Source organism: Microbacterium sp. 2RAF4 (assembly GCF_052115285.1).
In the GTDB taxonomy this organism is placed as follows: domain Bacteria; phylum Actinomycetota; class Actinomycetes; order Actinomycetales; family Microbacteriaceae; genus Microbacterium; species Microbacterium oxydans.
Genome location: NZ_JBFRGI010000005.1, coordinates 124,579 through 140,552 on the forward strand (window position 1 = coordinate 124,579; position 15,974 = coordinate 140,552).

Consider the following 15,974-nt stretch of genomic DNA (forward strand, 5'->3'; position numbering starts at 1 on the left):
GTAGAAACACATGGCCACTGGCACTGTGAAATGGTTCAACGCGGAAAAGGGCTTCGGCTTCATCGCTCCCGATGACGGCTCGGACGACCTTTTCGCCCACTACTCGGCTATCGCCGGCTCCGGTTTCAAGGAGCTCCGCGAGAACCAGAAGGTCGAATTCGACGCTGAGCGTGGCCCCAAGGGCATGCAGGCGGCGAACATCCGCGCTCTCTGAGCGCGCGCTGACTTCCTGAAGCCGGTCGGATCCTCACGGATCCGGCCGGTTTTTTCGTGCCTTCCGCCGTTCGAATCGCGCGGGCGGTTCCCTCCGGCCGCAGTTCACACCCATTCGCGCGATTCGAACGGGGGAATCTCAGGGTGAGGATCACCTAACCTCCGTGTTAGATTAGGCCAGGCTTACCAAAGGCTGGGCGCATCACCCGTGCCGCCCCCTCACCCCGAACCGAAGGAACGCCTGTGCGCACCTCTCGAATCCTCGCCATCGGCGCGGCCGCCGCGCTCGCCATCGGCCTCTCCGCCTGCGCATCGTCCGCGCCGGAGTCGACCTCGACCGCCGGCGGCAACCCCGCCTCCGACGACGTCTTCCCCGTCACCGTCGAGCACGTCTACGGCGAGACCACGATCACCGAGAAGCCCGAGCGCGTCGCGACCGTGGCATGGGCGAACCACGAGGTGCCGCTGGCACTGGGCATCGTTCCGGTCGGCATGAGCAAGGCCGCCTGGGGCGACGACGACGACAACGGCGTGCTGCCGTGGGTCGAGGAGAAGCTCGATGAGCTGGGTGCCGAGACGCCGGTGCTGTTCGACGAGACGGACGGCATCGACTACGAGGCCGTCGCCGACACCGAGCCCGACGTGATCCTCGCCGCCTACTCCGGTCTGACGCAGGAGGAGTACGACACCCTCTCCAAGATCGCCCCGGTCATCGCCTACCCGAAGGTCGCCTGGGGCACCTCGGTCGACGACATGATCGAGATGGACTCCAAGGCCCTCGGCCTCGAGAAGGAGGGCAAGGCCCTGATCGAGCAGCTCGACGCCGACGCGCAGGAGGCCGTCGAAGCGAACAGCGTGCTCAAGGACAAGAAGGTCCTGTTCTCCTACATCGACCCGACCGATCTCAGCCAGATCGGCTACTACACCGCGATCGACACCCGCCCCGGCTACCTCCACGGCCTGGGCCTGCCGTTCCCCTCGATCGTCGAGGAGAACAAGGACAGTGACCAGTTCTACCTGACCGTGAGCGCGGAAGAGGCGCAGAAGTTCGACGACGTCGACCTGTTCATCACCTACGGCGACGAGTCGATCATCCCGCTCCTGCAGGCCGACCCGCTGCTGTCGAAGATCCCGGCCATCGCCGAGGGACGCATCGCCGTCCTTCCCGACGCCACCCCGATCGCGGCCTCCGCGAACCCGTCGCCGCTGTCGATCCCGTGGGGTCTCAGCGACTACCTCGCACTCCTGGCCGCACCGCTGTCCAAGTAGCCGTTCCATCCGCAGCAGCGGAGTGAATGCTCAGTGACCTCAGCAACCGTCATCGCACCAGCACCGGGCGCCGCAGACCTGCGGCGCCCGGTGCTGGTGCGCACCATATGGCTCCTGGTCGGACTGGTGGTGCTCGTCGTCCTCAGCGTCCTGTCGATCTCCTTCGGCGTGCGCGCGGTCTCGTTCGACGACATCGTCGCCGCGCTCTCCGGCAACACCGACACGATCGCCGAAGCCGCGATCGTGAAGCGCATCCCCCGCACCGTGCTCGCCCTCCTCGTCGGCGCTGCACTCGCGCTCTCCGGAGCGACCATGCAGGCGGTCACAAGGAACCCGATCGCCGACCCCGGCATCCTCGGCGTCTCGAACGGCGCCTCCCTGGCCGTCGTCTGCGGCATCGCCTTCTTCGGACTCGCCGACCCCTACGGCCAGATGGCCTTCGCGATCGCGGGAGCCGGCGTCGCCGCCGTCTTCGTCTACACGGTCGGCTCACTCGGGCGCGGGGGGGCGACCCCTCTCAAGCTCGCACTCGCGGGGGCGGCGACATCGGCGGCCTTCGCCTCGCTCATCAGCGCCGTGATGCTGCCCCGCGTCGACCTGCTGCAGACGTTCCAGTCCTGGCAGATCGGCGGCGTCGGCGGTGCGGAGTGGCCGCGCATCGCCCTGACCGCGCCGGTGCTCGCCGTCGGCGCCCTCATCTGCTTCCTGTGCTCGCGGGGCATGAACTCCCTCGCCCTCGGCGACGAGATGGCCAAGGGCCTCGGCGAGAACGTGTTCCGCACCCGCTTGATCTCGGCACTCGGTGCCGTGATCCTCGCCGGGGCCGCGACCGCGATCGCCGGACCCATCGGATTCGTCGGGCTGATCATCCCGCACGTGTGCCGCATGCTGGTGGGCACCGACCACCGCTGGCTGCTTCCGTTCTCGGCCATCGCCGGCGCCGCCCTGCTGACGGCGAGCGACATCGTGGGTCGCGTGATCGCCCCGTCGTCCGAGGAGATCCAGGTCGGCATCATCACCGCCATCATCGGAGCGCCGTTCTTCATCTGGATCGTCCGCAGGCAGAAGGTGCGTGAGCTGTGAGCACGACCGAGCACACCGAGCACACCCTCGAACGCGCCGAGGAGTCGGCCACCGCCCGCATCGCCCGGATCGTCGCGGGCCGGCGCTCGCGGCACCGTCGTCACGCGATCGCCACGATCGTCCTCGGCGTCCTGGTCCTCGCCCTCTTCGCGGTCGCTCTCATGGTGGGGAACACGTTCTACACGCCGGATGAGGTGATCCGCGTGATCCTCGGCGAGACCGTGCCAGGGGCGTCGTTCACGGTGGGCGACCTGCGGCTGCCGCGCGCGGTGCTCGCGGTCCTCACCGGAATCGCCTTCGGCATGGCGGGGGTCTGCTTCCAGACGATGCTGCGAAACCCTCTCGCCTCGCCCGACATCATCGGCATCTCCAACGGCGCCGGAGCTGCAGCCGTGTTCGGCATCATCGTGCTGTCCGTCAACGGGCCGGTCGTGTCTCTGCTCGCGCTCGTCGGCGCCGTGGTCACGGCCTTCGTGATCTACCTCCTCTCGATCAAGGGCGGCTTCGCCGGCACGCGACTCATCCTGATCGGGATCGGCGTCGCGGCCATGCTGCAGAGCGTCATCTCCTACCTGCTGTCGCGCGCGGCGAACTGGGACATCCAGACCGCGATGCAGTGGCTCACCGGAAGCCTCAACAACGCGTCGTGGGAGCGGGTGCTGCCGATGGCGATCGCCGCGCTGATCATCGTGCCTTTGATGCTGTCGCAGGGCCGGGCACTCGGAGCGCTCCAGCTCGGAGACGATTCCGCTGCGGGACTCGGCATCCGCGTCAACGTCACCCGCCTGCTGCTCATCCTCGGTGCGGTCGCGCTGCTCGCGTTCGCGACCGCCGCCACCGGCCCCATCGCCTTCGTCGCGTTCATGGCGGGGCCCATCGCCGCGCGCATCACGGGTCCAGGCGCGAACCTGCTCCTGCCGTCGGCGTTCGTCGGGGCTCTGCTCGTGCTCGCCGGCGACCTCATCGGCCAGTTCGCCTTCGGAACCCGTTACCCCGTCGGCGTCGTCACCGGCGTCGTCGGGGCTCCGTACCTGATCTACCTGCTCATCCGCACCAACCGCTCCGGGGGTTCGCTATGACCGTCTCGCACAGCCTGTCCGCCGAGGGGGTCACGCTCGCCTACGGCGACCGCACCATCATCGACGGTCTCGACCTGCAGATCGCGCCGGGCCGCATCACGACCATCGTCGGAGCGAACGGATGCGGCAAGTCGACGCTGCTGCGCTCGCTGGCCCGCCTGCTGTCCCCGAGCGACGGGCAGATCGTGCTCGACGGCAAGTCCGTACACGCACGCCCGACCAAGGAGGTCGCGCGCATCCTCGGGCTGCTTCCGCAGTCGCCCGTCGCGCCGGAGGGCATCGCGGTCGCCGATCTGGTCGGCCGCGGACGGCACCCGCATCAGAAGATGCTCGCCCGGTGGAGCACCCACGACTACGAGGTGGTGGCTGACGCCCTCGACGCGACCGGAATCTCCGACCTCGCCGACCGCAGCGTCGACGAGCTCTCCGGCGGTCAGCGTCAGCGTGTGTGGATCGCGATGGCCCTCGCGCAGGAGACCGACATCCTGCTGCTGGACGAGCCGACCACCTTCCTCGACGTCGCGCACCAGGTCGAGGTGCTCGACCTGCTCACCGACCTGAGCGTCTCGCGCGGCACGACCATCGTCATGGTGCTGCACGACCTCAACCTCGCCGCTCGCTATGCCGACGAGCTGGTCGCCATGAAGGACGGGCGCGTGCATGCGACGGGCGCACCCCAGGACATCGTCACCGCCGAGCTCGTCGAAGAGGTCTTCGGCCTCGCCAATCAGATCACCATCGATCCGGTCTCCGGCAAGCCGATGGTCACACCCATCGGGAGGCACCATGTCCGCTGAGACGACCACGACCGAGCGCCCGACCTACATCCTCACCCGCGCTGAGGTGCGGGCCGTCGCGCGTATCTCGCCCTCCTTCGTGCGGGTGACCTTCGGTGGAGACGAGCTGTTCGAGTTCGGCACACCGGGTGAGGTGTTCGACAGCCGCATCAAGCTGGTCTTCCCGCCCGCGTCCGGAGTGCTGCCCGACCTCGACAGGGCATCGGACAACTGGTGGCAGGCGTTCCTCGCGGTGCCGGAGGAGGAGCGCGGGTCCATGCGCACCTACTCCGTGCGCGAGCTTCGGGTCGACCCTGCCGCGGGTACGGAGGTGGACGTCGACTTCGTGCTGCACCTCGAGCCGGGGCTCACCGGTCCCGCGTCGCTGTGGGCGAGCCAGGCCGCGGTCGGACAGGAGCTGTACCTCGTCGGTCCGCGTCGTGGCGTGGATGTGGACGCGCACGGAGGGGCCGAGTTCGCCCCCGGTGCTGCGGCATCGGTCGTGCTCGCCGGCGACGAGACTGCTGCTCCGGCGATCGCCCGCATCCTGGAGGACGCGCCTCGCGACCTGCGCGGTGTCGCCTTCATCGAGGTGCCGTCTCCCGCCGACATCCTGCGCATCGACGTGCCTGCGGGCGTCGAGGTGCACTGGCTGCCCCGTGATGCCGGAGAGCCGCACGGGCTGCGACTGATCCCCGCGGTGCTCGGGTACCTCGGAGACGCGGACGCTGCGGACGAGATCCGGGTGAAGGACATCGACGGCGAGGACCTGCTGTGGGAGACGCCGGAGTACTCCGGTCTCGGCGAGGACATCGCCACGGCCGACGCTCCGGGCGAACGCTACTTCTGGATCGCGGGGGAGAGTGGCGTGGTCACCACGCTGCGTCGCCACCTGGTCAAGGACCTCGGCATCGACCGTGGGCAGGTGGCCTTCATGGGCTACTGGCGCCGCGGTGTCGCCATGCGCGGCTGACCCCTTCCTCTTCCTCCTCCCCCTGCCCTCCTCCCCCTGCCAAAACGAAGACGACCCGAGCATCCGTCGGCGTGTCTTGTGTGGACGCGCCGCCCGGGTGCCGGGTCGTCTCCGTTTCGGCCTGCCTGCGGGGAGCGGACGGCTGGCGGGGGAGGGGTTACTTCGCGAGGAAGGTCTTCAGCGCGGCGTTGACCTCGTCGGCGTGGGTCCAGAGCAGGCCGTGCGGGGCGCCCTCGACCTCGACGTAGTCGGCCTCCGGAACCGCCTGGTGGAAGCGGCGCGCGGTGGCGTCGATCGGGAGGATGTTGTCCTTCGTGCCGTGCAGGATGAGCGTGGGCTTCGCAGCCGCCGCCACAGCCTCGACGTCCGAGCGGAAGTCCTCGATCCAGGCGGGCACGACGGCGTAGGCAGCCACGGGCGCGCTGCCGATCGCGACGTTCCAGCTGCCGGTGACAGCCTGCTCGCTGATGCGGGAGCCGAGGTTCTCGTCGAGGTTGTAGAAGTTCTTGTAGAAGTCGGTGAACCACGCGAATCGGTCACCCTTCGCCGCGGCTTCGATGCCGTCGAAGACCTCCTGCGGCACGCCCTCGGGGTTGTCGTCGCGCTGCACCAGGAACGGCTCGAGCGAGGCGAGGAAGGCGAGCTTGGCGACGCGCTCGTGCCCGTAGCGGGAGACGTAGCGGGCGAGCTCTCCGGTGCCCATCGAGAAGCCGACGAGCACGACATCGCGCAGGTCGAGGGTCTCGAGCACGGTGTTGAGGTCGGCGGCGAACGTGTCGTAGTCGTAGCCGGTGTTCACCTTGGAGGACTGGCCGAATCCGCGGCGGTCGTAGGTGATGACGCGGTAGCCCTGGGCGAGGAGCTCGCGGGTCTGGCGCTCCCAGCTGTGCCCGTCGAGCGGGTAGCCGTGGATCAGGACGACGGGCTGGCCGGCTCCCTGGTCTTCGTAGTAGAGCTCGATCGCGGTGCTGTTCTCGTCTCCGACGGTGATGTAGCCCATGGTCCTGATCCTTTCGGTCCCGGTGAGAACGGTCGTTCTCGCTCGATGTCCTCAATCTAGAGAACGTTCGTTCTCGTGTCAAGTAGACTTCTGGACATGACCGAAGACGAGGCTCGCGAGCGCATCCTGTCCGCCGCGGAGGAGCTCTACTACCGAAAGGGCTACGCCGCTGTGGGCATGGACGAGCTGCGCTCGGCCGCAGGCGTGTCGCTGCGCCGCCTCTACGCGCTCTTCCCCGCCAAGAGCGACATCGTCGCGGCGGTGCTCGCGCGCAAGCACGCGGAATGGGAGTCCGGCCTCTCGGGGGCGGTGGCGGATGCGGGGGATGACCCCCGTGCGCGCATCCTGGCCGTCTACGGGTACCTCGAGAACTGGTTCTGCGCCGACGACTTCCGCGGCTGCGCCTTCATCAATGCGTTCGGCGAACTCGGCGGCACCAATGCGGAGGTCGCGGAGATCGTGCGGGCGCACAAGGCGTCGTTCCAGGAGTACATGGCCGGCCTGGTCGCCGACACCGGCGCTCCGTCCGCGCTCGCCGCACAGCTGTCGATCCTCGCCGAGGGCGCGCAGAGCACCGCGGCGATCTCCGCCGATCCGGCCGTCGCCGCACAGGCGCGGGGTGCGGCCGAGGTGCTGATCGATGCGGCTTTCGCCCGCGTCTGAACTCTCACCCGGTGCATCATCCATATTTTGGCTAACCTGGTTAGCGAAACGCGGCATCGCTGTCAAGGCCGGTGCGACCGAGGAAGCGCAGCCGTAGCCTTCGGGGCATGGAATCACGCACGAAGGGCATCGGTCGTCAGACGCTGATCATCGCGGCGGCGACATTCATGGTGATCGCCGCCGCTGTCGGGGCAGGAGCATTCGGCGGCGCGTCCGTCGACGATCTGCAGGACGGGGCGCTCTCGGCTCAGGGCTCGTACCTCGCGCCGGCAGGCCCCGCATTCTCGATCTGGTCGCTGATCTACCTCGGGCTGATCGCATACACGGTGTGGCAAGCGTTCCCGGCGCAGCGGCAGGATCCGCGTCAGCAGGCCGTGGGCGGGTGGATCGCCGCCTCGATGGTGCTGAACGGGCTGTGGCTGGTGACCGCACGGTTCCTGACGCTGTGGCTCACCGTCGTCGTGATCGCGGCGCTCCTGGCCGTGCTCGCGCGGGTGATCGTGCTGCTCGGCCGCTTTCCCTCCCGGAACCTCGCGGACCGCATACTCACCGACGGCGCGAACGGCCTGCACTTCGGCTGGGTCACCATCGCGACGGTGGCCAACACGGCCGCGTGGTTCACGCAGATCGCCCCGGAGAGCTGGGCGCAGGCCGCGGACGCCTGGGCCATCGCCGTGCTGGTCGTCGTCCTGGTGATCGGGGCTGCCGCGGCGTGGGCCACCGGACGCATCTCCCCTGCCCTCGCGACGGCCTGGGGTCTCGCCTGGCTCGCGGTAGGACGGCTCACGGGAGAGCCCGAGAGCACCCCGACCGCGATCGCCGCGATCATCGTGGCCGTGCTGCTCGTCCTCACCGGGGTCGCGGCGGTTGTGCGCCGGTCACGCGCCGTGAACAACTCCTCAGAACCTGCGCGCTGAGCCCGCCCGCATCGGCTTTCGGGGGCGATGTTCCCAGTAATTGAGGAGTTGTGCACGCGGGAGCGCAGGGGCTCAGAGGACGAGCCGATAGCCCATCCCTGATTCGGTGAGCAGATGCACCGGAGCACCCGGCTCCTGCTCCAGCTTCTTGCGCAGCTGCGACATGTAGAGGCGCAGGTAGCCGGAGTCGGACACCTGTTCGCTGCCCCAGATCTCCTTCAGCAGATCCTGGCGGGTGACGAGTGCACCCGGGTGCCGGGACAGGTGTTCCAGCATGCGCCACTCGGTGGGCGTCAGATGCACCCTGGTGCCGCCGCGGGTGACGGTCTTGGTCGAGAGGTCGACCACCACATCGCCGAAAGCCACCGTGGACTCGCCGCCCGCCGGAGCAGACCGTCGCGAGAGGGCCCGCAGACGCGCCAGCAGCTCATCCACCTGGAACGGCTTGGTCACGAAGTCGTCGGCTCCAGCGTCGAGTGCCTCGACCTTGTCGGCGGACCCCGTGCGCCCCGACACCACGATGATGGGCACGTTGGTCCAGCCGCGAAGGGCCTGGATGACCTCGATGCCGTCGAGTCGAGGCATGCCCAGATCGAGCATGATGAGGTCCGGGTGGGTCTGAGCGGCTGCGGCGATCGCGGCCGCACCGTCGGGGGCGACCACCACGTCGTAACCGTGGGCGGCGAGGGTGATCCGCAGGGCGCGGACCATCTGCGGATCGTCGTCGGCGATGAGGAGCTTCACTCCGTGCCTTCCATGTCGCGGGATCCTGCGGCCAGCGGCAGGGAGATGACCATCGTGAGGCCGCCGCCGGGGGTGTCCTCGGGTGTCAGGGTACCGCCCATGCCCTCGGTGAACCCGCGCGACAGGGCGAGTCCCAGACCGAGTCCCGTGGTGTTGTCGGTGTCGCCGAAGCGTTGGAACGGCTGGAAGATGCGGTCGCGTCGCTCGGGCGAGACGCCTTCCCCGCGGTCGATGATCCGGATCTCGGCGCGGTCGCCGAGAGCGCTCGTGGAGACGATGATGCGTGAGCCGTCGGGGGCGTGCCGGTGGGCGTTGGCGATCACGTTGACCAGCACGCGAAGCAGCAGCACGGGGTCGGCGTGCAGCGGGGGCAGATCGGGGTCGAGGGCCAGCTCGACGTCGGACGGACCGAGACCCAGCTCGTCGACGGCTGCGAGCACGATGCCTGCCGCGTCCATCCGGGACGATGAGACCGCCAGCACTCCGGCCTGCACGCGGCTCACGTCCAGCAGATCCGTGACGAGCGTCGACAGTGTCGCGAGGCTCTCGTCGGCGGTGGCGAGCAGCTCGGCGCGGTCGGACTCGGACAGCCCGTGGGCGCCCCGAACACCACCGATGGCGGCGACCGCGGAGGCGAGCGGACGCCGCAGGTCGTGGCTCACGGCCGACAGCAGAGCGCTGCGCACCTGATCCGTCTCGGCCAGAGCCTCGGCTTCCCTCGCGGTGGCCCGCAGATCGGTGTGCTCGATCGCGGCGGCGAGCTGGGCGACGATCGCATCCAGCAGCCGCCGCTCGGGACCGGCGAGCGGCTCTCCGTTCAGCTCCAGCACCGCACGGGGGCCGCCACCGGTGACCACCCCGACCGGGATGGTCGTGGCGCGTCCGTCGGCCACGGGCTCGCCGTCGCTCGCCAGCACCTCGCCGTCCGGCGCGAGCAGGCGCACGCCGCTCAGGCCGAACGCCTCTCGGGTGCGGCTGACGAGGGCGAGCACGGCGTTGTCACCGCGCAGCACATTGCCGGCGACGGCCGCGAGCAGCTCTGCTTCGGCGGCTGCACGTTGGGCGGTGCGGGCACGACGGGCAGCCTGGTCGACGATGATGCTGACCAGGATCGCGATCACGACGTAGAGCGCGAGGGCGAGCACGTGCAGCGGGTGCGCGATCGTGATCGTGAAGAGCGGCGCGACGAAGAGGAAGTCGAGCGTGATGCCGGAGAGCACGGCGGCGAACACCGCGGGACGGATGCCGCCGATGAGGGCGACCACGACCACGAGCAGCTGATACGCGAGCACTTCGGCGGTGATCGACTCGGGGCTGCGATACGTGTACATGATCCACGACAGGATCGGGCCGAACACGAGCGCGACGCCGAACCCCAGCAGCTGTCGCCGCCAGCCCAGAGCCCCACCCTTGATACGCGGGAGCACCATCCGTCCGCCCGCCGCGGCATGGGTGACGATGTGCACGTCGATGTCGCCGGAGCGTCGGATGACCTCTGAGCCGATGCCGGGACCGGTGAGAGCGGCGGCCAGTCGGCTGCGCCTGCTGACGCCGATCACGAGCTGCGTGGCGTCGGCGCCCTGTGCGAACTCGACGAGCGTGGCAGGGATGTCGTCGCCGACGACCTGGTGATAGGTGCCGCCGAGCGATTCGACGAGGGTGCGCTGTGCGGCGAGGGCACCTGGCGTCTCGTCGCGAAGCCCGTCCTGCGCGGAGATGTGCACGGCGAGCAGTTCCCCACCGGCGGAGCGGGCGGCGATCCTGGCACCACGTCGCAGCAGGGTCTCGCCTTCTGGCCCTCCGGTCAGGGCGACGACCACGCGCTCCCTGGCCTGCCATGTGCCCTCGATGCCCTGCTCGGCCCGGTAGCTGCGCAGCGCGCTGTCGACCTCGTCGGCGAGCCAGAGCAGGGCCAGCTCGCGCAGAGCAGTGAGGTTGCCCAGGCGGAAGTAGTTCGACAGGGCGGCGTCGATCCGCTCGGCGGGATACACGAGTCCTGCCGAGAGCCGATCGCGCAGGGTCTGCGGGGCCAGATCGACGACCTCGATCTCGTCGGCGGCACGGACCACGGCATCCGGGATCGTCTCCTGCTGTGCGATGCCGGTGATCTTCTCGACCACGGCGTTCAGAGACTCGATGTGCTGCACGTTGACCGTGGTCACCACGTCGATGCCGGCGTCCAGCAGCTCGTCCACGTCCTGCCAGCGCTTCGCGTTGCGGGAGCCGGGGGCGTTCGTGTGCGCCAGCTCGTCCACGAGGGCGATCTCGGGTGCGCGGTCGAGCACGGCGTCCACGTCGAGCTCGGTCAGCGCGACTCCGCGGTGCAGGTCGACCCGCCGTGGAACCTCGGGGAGCCCCACGGTCTGCGCCCGTGTCGCAGCGCGCTCGTGCGTCTCCACGATCGCGATCACGACATCGTGGCCTTCGTCGAGCATCCGCCGTCCCTCGGCGAGCATCTCGTAGGTCTTGCCGACGCCGGGGGCGGCTCCGAGCAGGACTCGGAGCCGCCCCCGGCGCTGGTGGCCCTGGGCTCGACGAAGAGGTGCTGCGGTCATTCGCCCTCCCGGTCATCGAGCGCGAGGTTGAGTTCGGCGACGTTGATGCGCTCCTCGCCGAGGAATCCCAGATCCCGCCCTTGAATCCTAGACTCCACGAGGTCGCGCACCTCCTGCGCGGACAGCCCGCGGGCCTCGGCCACACGCGGCACCTGCAGCAGCGCATACGCCACGCTGATGTGCGGGTCGAGGCCCGACCCCGAGGCGGTGACCGCGTCGGCCGGAATCTCCGACGGGTCGATGCCCTCGCGTTCCGCGATCGCGGCCTTGCGCTCGGCGATCGCGGCGACGAGGTCGGCGTTCACGGGTCCGAGGTTGCTGCCGCTGGAGCCGGCGCCGTCGTACCCGTCACCCGCGGCGGAGGGGCGCGATTGGAAGTACTCCGGGAGCGCCTCCCCGTCGGCATCCGCGAAGGACTGACCGATCAGCGCGCTGCCCCTGTCGTCGGGGAGCGCCGATCCGTTGGCCTGCCAGGGGAGCAGCAGCTGGCCGACCCCGGTGACCAGGAGTGTGTAGCCGATACCGAGCACGAGGGTGAGCACGAGCATCGCGCGGACGGCGACACCGGTGGTGCGGAGGGTGGTGCGAGTGGATGACATGTTCTGCATTCCGTTTCAGAGCCGGGTCAGAAGCCCGGGATGAGGCTGATCACGAGGTCGATGAGCTTGATGCCGATGAACGGGGCGATCACGCCGCCGAGACCGTAGATCAGCAGGTTGCGCTGCAGGATCTGCGAGGCGCTCGCCGGGCGGTACTTCACCCCTCGCAAAGCCAGCGGGATCAGGAACACGATCACGATCGCGTTGAAGATGATCGCACTGGTGACCGCGGACGCCGGTGAGTGCAGCTGCATGATGTTGAGGGCGGCGAGTCCGGGGAAGACCCCCATGAACATCGCCGGGATGATCGCGAAGTACTTGGCGATGTCGTTCGCGAGCGAGAACGTGGTGAGCGCTCCACGCGTGATGAGCAGCTGCTTCCCGATGCGCACGATGTCGATGAGCTTCGTGGGGTCGGAGTCGAGGTCGACCATGTTGCCGGCCTCCTTCGCGGCCGAGGTTCCGGTGTTCATCGCCACGCCGACATCCGCCTGCGCGAGGGCGGGGGCGTCGTTCGTGCCGTCGCCGGTCATCGCGACCAGGCGTCCTCCCTCCTGCTCCCGCCGGATGAGGTCGAGCTTGTCTTCGGGGGTCGCCTCGGCGAGGAAGTCGTCGACGCCGGCCTCCTGCGCGATGGCGGCGGCCGTGAGCGGGTTGTCGCCCGTGATCATGACGGTGCGGATGCCCATCGCCCGCAGCTCGTCGAAGCGTTCGCGCAGGCCGTCCTTCACGATGTCCTTGAGGTGCACGACCCCGAGGACGCGGGCGTCCGCTCCCGGGCCCTTCACCGCGACCACCAGGGGTGTGCCGCCGCTCTCGGCCACGGCGTCCGTGCGGCTCGTGAGCTCGAGGTCGTCGCCGTCGAGTCCGAGCCAGGCACGGACAGCGGAGCCGGCACCCTTGCGGATCTGCGTGCCGTCGGCCAGGTCGAGGCCCGACATGCGGGTCTGTGCCGTGAACGGAACGACCACGGCGTCATCGGGGGCGATCACCCGGATGCCCTGCACGGCGGCGAGTTCGACGATCGAGGCTCCCTCCGGCGTGGGGTCCGCGAGAGACGACAATGCGGCGACGCGCAGCAGCTCGTCCGCATCGACTCCCGGAAGAGCCAGCACCTCGTGGGCGCGGCGGTTGCCGTACGTGATGGTGCCCGTCTTGTCGAGCAGCAGCGTGGTGACGTCGCCCGCGGCCTCGACCGCACGACCGGACATCGCGAGCACGTTGCGCTGCACGAGCCTGTCCATCCCGGCGATGCCGATGGCCGAGAGCAGCGCCCCGATGGTGGTCGGGATCAGACAGACGAGCAGGGCGATGAGCACCGGGATACTGACAGGGGATGCGGCGTACGACGCGATCGGGTTCAGGGCCAGCACCACGACCACGAAGATGATCGACAGGCTCGCGAGCAGGATGTTCAGGGCGATCTCATTGGGGGTGCGCTGGCGGCTCGCACCCTCGACGAGAGCGATCATCCGGTCGACGAACGTCTCACCCGGCTTCGAGGTGACGCGCACCACGATCCGGTCCGACAGCACCCGGGTGCCGCCCGTGACGGCGCTGCGGTCGCCACCGGACTCGCGGATCACCGGGGCGCTCTCGCCCGTGATGGCCGACTCGTCGACCGTGGCGATGCCCGAGACGATGTCGCCGTCTCCGGGGATCAACTCGCCCGCCGTGACGATCACGATGTCGTCGCGCTGCAGCTCGGCCGACGAGACCTGGGCGGTCGCTGCGTGCTCGGCCGCCGCATCCGTCGTGCCGTCGTAGCCGACCACGCGACGGGCCATCGTGCTGGTGCGGGTCTTGCGCAGGCTCGCGGCCTGCGCCTTGCCGCGGCCCTCGGCGACAGACTCCGCGACGTTCGCGAACAGCACCGTCAGCCACAGCCAGATCGCTATCCCCCAGGTGAAGGGCGCGGGCACCGGGGTGCCGCCGGAGTCCGCCGGGCCGCCCAGGAACGGCTCGGCGATCGCGAGCACGGTCGTGAAGGCCGCACCGACCCAGACCAGCAGCATGACCGGGTTGCGTACCAGGGCTGTCGGGTTGAGCTTGCGCACGGCGCCGGGAAGGGCCTGCACGAGCTGCGACCAGCCGAAGGAGCGCGGTGGTCGGGTGGGGGCGGATGCCGCAGCATCCTGTTGTTCGGAGGGCGATTCCGAGGGGGTGGTGATGAGGGTCATGGTCAGACGAGTCCTTCAGCGAGCGGGCCCAGTGCGAGCACGGGGAAGTAGGTGAGCGCGGTGACGATGACCGTCACCGTGAGAAGCAGACCGACGAACTGGGGTCGGTGCGTCGGCAGGGTTCCCGAGGTGGCGGGGATGCGCTCCTGCGCTGCGAACGAGCCGGCAAGGGCCAGCACGAGCACGATCGGCAGGTACCGGCCGAGCAGCATCGCGATACCGAGGGCGGTGTTGAACCACGGGGTGTTCGCGGTGAGTCCGGCGAACGCGGAGCCGTTGTTGTTCGACGCCGAGGTGAAGGCGTAGAGCACCTCGCTCATGCCGTGCACACCGGGGTTCAGGATGCTGGTGGACTCCACGTCCTCGCGGATGCCGGGGATCGCGAAGCTCAAGGCGGTACCGACCAGCACCAGGGTCGGCGTCACCAGGATGTACAGGCTGGCGAGCTTGATCTCGCGCGGCCCGATCCTCTTGCCGAGGTACTCCGGGGTGCGTCCGACGAGCAGTCCGCCGACGAACACCGCGATGATCGCGAGCACGAGCATGCCGTACAGCCCCGAGCCGACACCACCGGGGGCGACCTCGCCGAGCATCATGTTCAGCATCGGCATCATGCCGCCGAGCGCCGTGTACGAGTCGTGCATCGAGTTGACCGCGCCCGTCGAGGTGAGGGTGCTCGCGCTGCCGAACAGGGCCGAACCCAGGATGCCGAAGCGCACCTCCTTGCCCTCCATCGCGGCCCCCGCGAGCTCGGGAGCGGTGCCCCGGCCGGCCAGCTCGAGCGCCGAGAGGGCGAAGGTCGAGACGAGGAAGATCGTGCCCATCACGGCGGCGATCGCGTAGCCCTGACGGTGGTCGCCGACCATGCGGCCGAAAGCGCGGGGGAGGGAGAACGGGATCACGAGGATCAGCAGCACCTGCAGCAGGTTCGTGAAGCCGGTCGGGTTCTCGAACGGGTGCGCGGAGTTGACGTTGAAGAAGCCGCCGCCGTTGGTGCCGAGCAGCTTGATGGCCTCCTGCGAGGCCACAGGGCCGCCGGGGATGCTCTGCGTACCGCCCGAGACGGTGGTGACGTCGGTGAAGCCGGCGAAGTTCTGGATCACGCCGCCCGCGAGCAATGCCACGGCGCCGATCAGCGCGATCGGGAGGAGGATGCGGCCGAGGCCGCGGATCAGATCGACCCAGAAGTTGCCGATGGTGGTCGAACCCCGGCGGGCGAGACCGCGGATGAGGGCGATCGCGATGGTGAGACCGACCGCCGCGGAGACGAAGTTCTGCACCGTGAGGCCCGCGAGCTGCACGGTGTAGCCCATGGTCTGTTCGGGGGAGTACGACTGCCAGTTGGTGTTGGCCACGAACGAGGCGGCGGTGTTGAAGGACAGCCCTTCCGGCACGGCCGGCAGCCCGAGCGACTGGGGGAGGAAGGCCTGGAGTCGCTGGAGACCGTAGACCAGGAGAACCCCGACCACCGAGAAGGCGAGCACGCTGCGGGCATACGCGCGCCAGGTCTGCTCCGACGAGGAGTCGACTCCGATCAGTCGGTAGACGCCGCGCTCGACCCGCAGGTCACGCGCCGAGGAGTACACGTGGGCGATGTAGTCGCCGAGGGGGCGGTAGAGGAGCACGAGCACGACCACGACGGCCGCGACCTGCAGGATGCCGAACAAGATCGTCGCGTCCATCAGAACCTCTCCGGGGCGACGAGCGCGACCACGAGGTAGACGACGGCGGCGACCGCGAGGGCGGCCGCGAGGATCTCGAAGACGATCACAGTCGCTCCACCCCCTTGGCCGCCAGGGATACGAGGGCGAACAGCGCGAGAGTCAGCGCGATGTAGATGATGTCGAGCACGGATCCGATACAACTCCCGCGCGGGGTTCGCGGACGCCATCCTCACGCTTCCCCTACGCCCTCCGCCCCGAT

Annotated in this window: 15 protein-coding genes; 8 read left to right on the forward strand and 7 right to left on the reverse strand. The window is 69.2% G+C overall.

Features of this window, described 5'->3' with window-relative positions:
* Positions 1 to 10 precede the first annotated feature (10 nt).
* From AB4070_RS17570 to AB4070_RS17595, 6 genes are all read left to right on the forward strand, one after another.
* Positions 11 to 214 carry a cold-shock protein gene (locus tag AB4070_RS17570; RefSeq protein ID WP_017831237.1) on the forward strand — a complete coding sequence of 68 codons (204 nt, stop codon included), beginning with the start codon at positions 11 to 13 and terminating at the stop codon, positions 212 to 214.
* Between the two features lie 242 nt (positions 215 to 456).
* Entirely contained in the window at positions 457 to 1,482 is a 1,026-nt protein-coding gene (locus AB4070_RS17575; RefSeq protein ID WP_441981234.1) for an iron-siderophore ABC transporter substrate-binding protein, read from the forward strand.
* 33 nt (positions 1,483 to 1,515) lie between these two features.
* On the forward strand, positions 1,516 to 2,565 hold the full coding sequence (locus AB4070_RS17580; RefSeq protein WP_441981235.1) for a FecCD family ABC transporter permease: 1,050 nt from the start codon (positions 1,516 to 1,518) through the stop codon (positions 2,563 to 2,565).
* Positions 2,562 to 3,644: a FecCD family ABC transporter permease gene (locus AB4070_RS17585; protein ID WP_441981236.1), complete on the forward strand. Its 1,083-nt coding sequence runs from the start codon at positions 2,562 to 2,564 to the stop codon at positions 3,642 to 3,644. Before AB4070_RS17580 ends, AB4070_RS17585 begins: the two co-directional genes overlap by 4 nt.
* Positions 3,641 to 4,441 carry an ABC transporter ATP-binding protein gene (locus AB4070_RS17590; protein WP_045262087.1) on the forward strand — a complete coding sequence of 267 codons (801 nt, stop codon included), beginning with the start codon at positions 3,641 to 3,643 and terminating at the stop codon, positions 4,439 to 4,441. Before AB4070_RS17585 ends, AB4070_RS17590 begins: the two co-directional genes overlap by 4 nt.
* A complete protein-coding gene (locus AB4070_RS17595) occupies positions 4,431 to 5,393 on the forward strand; it encodes a siderophore-interacting protein (RefSeq protein WP_441981237.1) in 963 nt (320 codons plus the stop codon). Before AB4070_RS17590 ends, AB4070_RS17595 begins: the two co-directional genes overlap by 11 nt.
* Positions 5,394 to 5,550: 157 nt before the next feature.
* On the opposite strand, the gene AB4070_RS17600 is transcribed toward AB4070_RS17595, so the two are convergent.
* Entirely contained in the window at positions 5,551 to 6,393 is an 843-nt protein-coding gene (locus tag AB4070_RS17600; protein WP_441981238.1) for an alpha/beta fold hydrolase, read from the reverse strand.
* Positions 6,394 to 6,489: 96 nt separating this feature from the next.
* Here AB4070_RS17600 and AB4070_RS17605 point away from each other — a divergent pair, with 96 nt between their 5' ends.
* Together AB4070_RS17605 and AB4070_RS17610 are read left to right on the forward strand one after the other, a co-directional pair.
* A complete protein-coding gene (locus AB4070_RS17605) occupies positions 6,490 to 7,056 on the forward strand; it encodes a TetR/AcrR family transcriptional regulator (RefSeq protein WP_441981239.1) in 567 nt (188 codons plus the stop codon).
* 107 nt (positions 7,057 to 7,163) lie between these two features.
* The gene (locus AB4070_RS17610) at positions 7,164 to 7,973 is read left to right on the forward strand and encodes a tryptophan-rich sensory protein (protein WP_441981240.1); all 810 of its coding nucleotides are present in this window, start codon (positions 7,164 to 7,166) and stop codon (positions 7,971 to 7,973) included.
* Positions 7,974 to 8,045: 72 nt separating this feature from the next.
* Here the strand turns inward: AB4070_RS17610 and AB4070_RS17615 are convergent, their stop codons facing one another.
* From AB4070_RS17615 to AB4070_RS17640, 6 genes are read right to left on the reverse strand one after another with little or no spacing between them, the layout of a single operon-like run.
* Entirely contained in the window at positions 8,046 to 8,717 is a 672-nt protein-coding gene (locus AB4070_RS17615) for a response regulator (RefSeq protein ID WP_046746772.1), read from the reverse strand.
* A complete protein-coding gene (locus tag AB4070_RS17620; protein ID WP_441981241.1) occupies positions 8,714 to 11,272 on the reverse strand; it encodes an ATP-binding protein in 2,559 nt (852 codons plus the stop codon). Before AB4070_RS17620 ends, AB4070_RS17615 begins: the two co-directional genes overlap by 4 nt.
* Complete coding sequence (gene kdpC / locus AB4070_RS17625) at positions 11,269 to 11,871, reverse strand: K(+)-transporting ATPase subunit C (protein WP_441981242.1); 603 nt, start codon at positions 11,869 to 11,871, stop codon at positions 11,269 to 11,271. Before kdpC ends, AB4070_RS17620 begins: the two co-directional genes overlap by 4 nt.
* Before the next feature lie 26 nt (positions 11,872 to 11,897).
* The gene (gene kdpB / locus AB4070_RS17630) at positions 11,898 to 14,051 is read right to left on the reverse strand and encodes a potassium-transporting ATPase subunit KdpB (protein ID WP_441981243.1); all 2,154 of its coding nucleotides are present in this window, start codon (positions 14,049 to 14,051) and stop codon (positions 11,898 to 11,900) included.
* A gap of 2 nt (positions 14,052 to 14,053) precedes the next feature.
* Positions 14,054 to 15,733, reverse strand: a complete 1,680-nt coding sequence (gene kdpA, locus AB4070_RS17635) for a potassium-transporting ATPase subunit KdpA (RefSeq protein WP_441981244.1) — start codon at positions 15,731 to 15,733, stop codon at positions 14,054 to 14,056.
* Entirely contained in the window at positions 15,733 to 15,822 is a 90-nt protein-coding gene (locus tag AB4070_RS17640) for a potassium-transporting ATPase subunit F (RefSeq protein WP_017201862.1), read from the reverse strand. Before AB4070_RS17640 ends, kdpA begins: the two co-directional genes overlap by 1 nt.
* Between the last annotated feature and the right edge of the window lie 152 nt (positions 15,823 to 15,974).

What these genes read in the sequence shown, in the direction of transcription:
- kdpB (WP_441981243.1), bottom strand. Translation starts at nt 14,051, where the DNA reads ATGACCCTCATCACCACCCCCTCGGAATCGCCCTCCGAACAACAGGAT.
- AB4070_RS17570 (WP_017831237.1), top strand. Translation starts at nt 11, where the DNA reads ATGGCCACTGGCACTGTGAAATGGTTCAACGCGGAAAAGGGCTTCGGC.
- AB4070_RS17600 (WP_441981238.1), bottom strand. Translation starts at nt 6,393, where the DNA reads ATGGGCTACATCACCGTCGGAGACGAGAACAGCACCGCGATCGAGCTC.
- kdpA (WP_441981244.1), bottom strand. Translation starts at nt 15,733, where the DNA reads ATGGACGCGACGATCTTGTTCGGCATCCTGCAGGTCGCGGCCGTCGTG.
- kdpC (WP_441981242.1), bottom strand. Translation starts at nt 11,871, where the DNA reads ATGTCATCCACTCGCACCACCCTCCGCACCACCGGTGTCGCCGTCCGC.
- AB4070_RS17595 (WP_441981237.1), top strand. Translation starts at nt 4,431, where the DNA reads ATGTCCGCTGAGACGACCACGACCGAGCGCCCGACCTACATCCTCACC.
- AB4070_RS17590 (WP_045262087.1), top strand. Translation starts at nt 3,641, where the DNA reads ATGACCGTCTCGCACAGCCTGTCCGCCGAGGGGGTCACGCTCGCCTAC.
- AB4070_RS17610 (WP_441981240.1), top strand. Translation starts at nt 7,164, where the DNA reads ATGGAATCACGCACGAAGGGCATCGGTCGTCAGACGCTGATCATCGCG.
- AB4070_RS17620 (WP_441981241.1), bottom strand. Translation starts at nt 11,272, where the DNA reads ATGACCGCAGCACCTCTTCGTCGAGCCCAGGGCCACCAGCGCCGGGGG.
- AB4070_RS17605 (WP_441981239.1), top strand. Translation starts at nt 6,490, where the DNA reads ATGACCGAAGACGAGGCTCGCGAGCGCATCCTGTCCGCCGCGGAGGAG.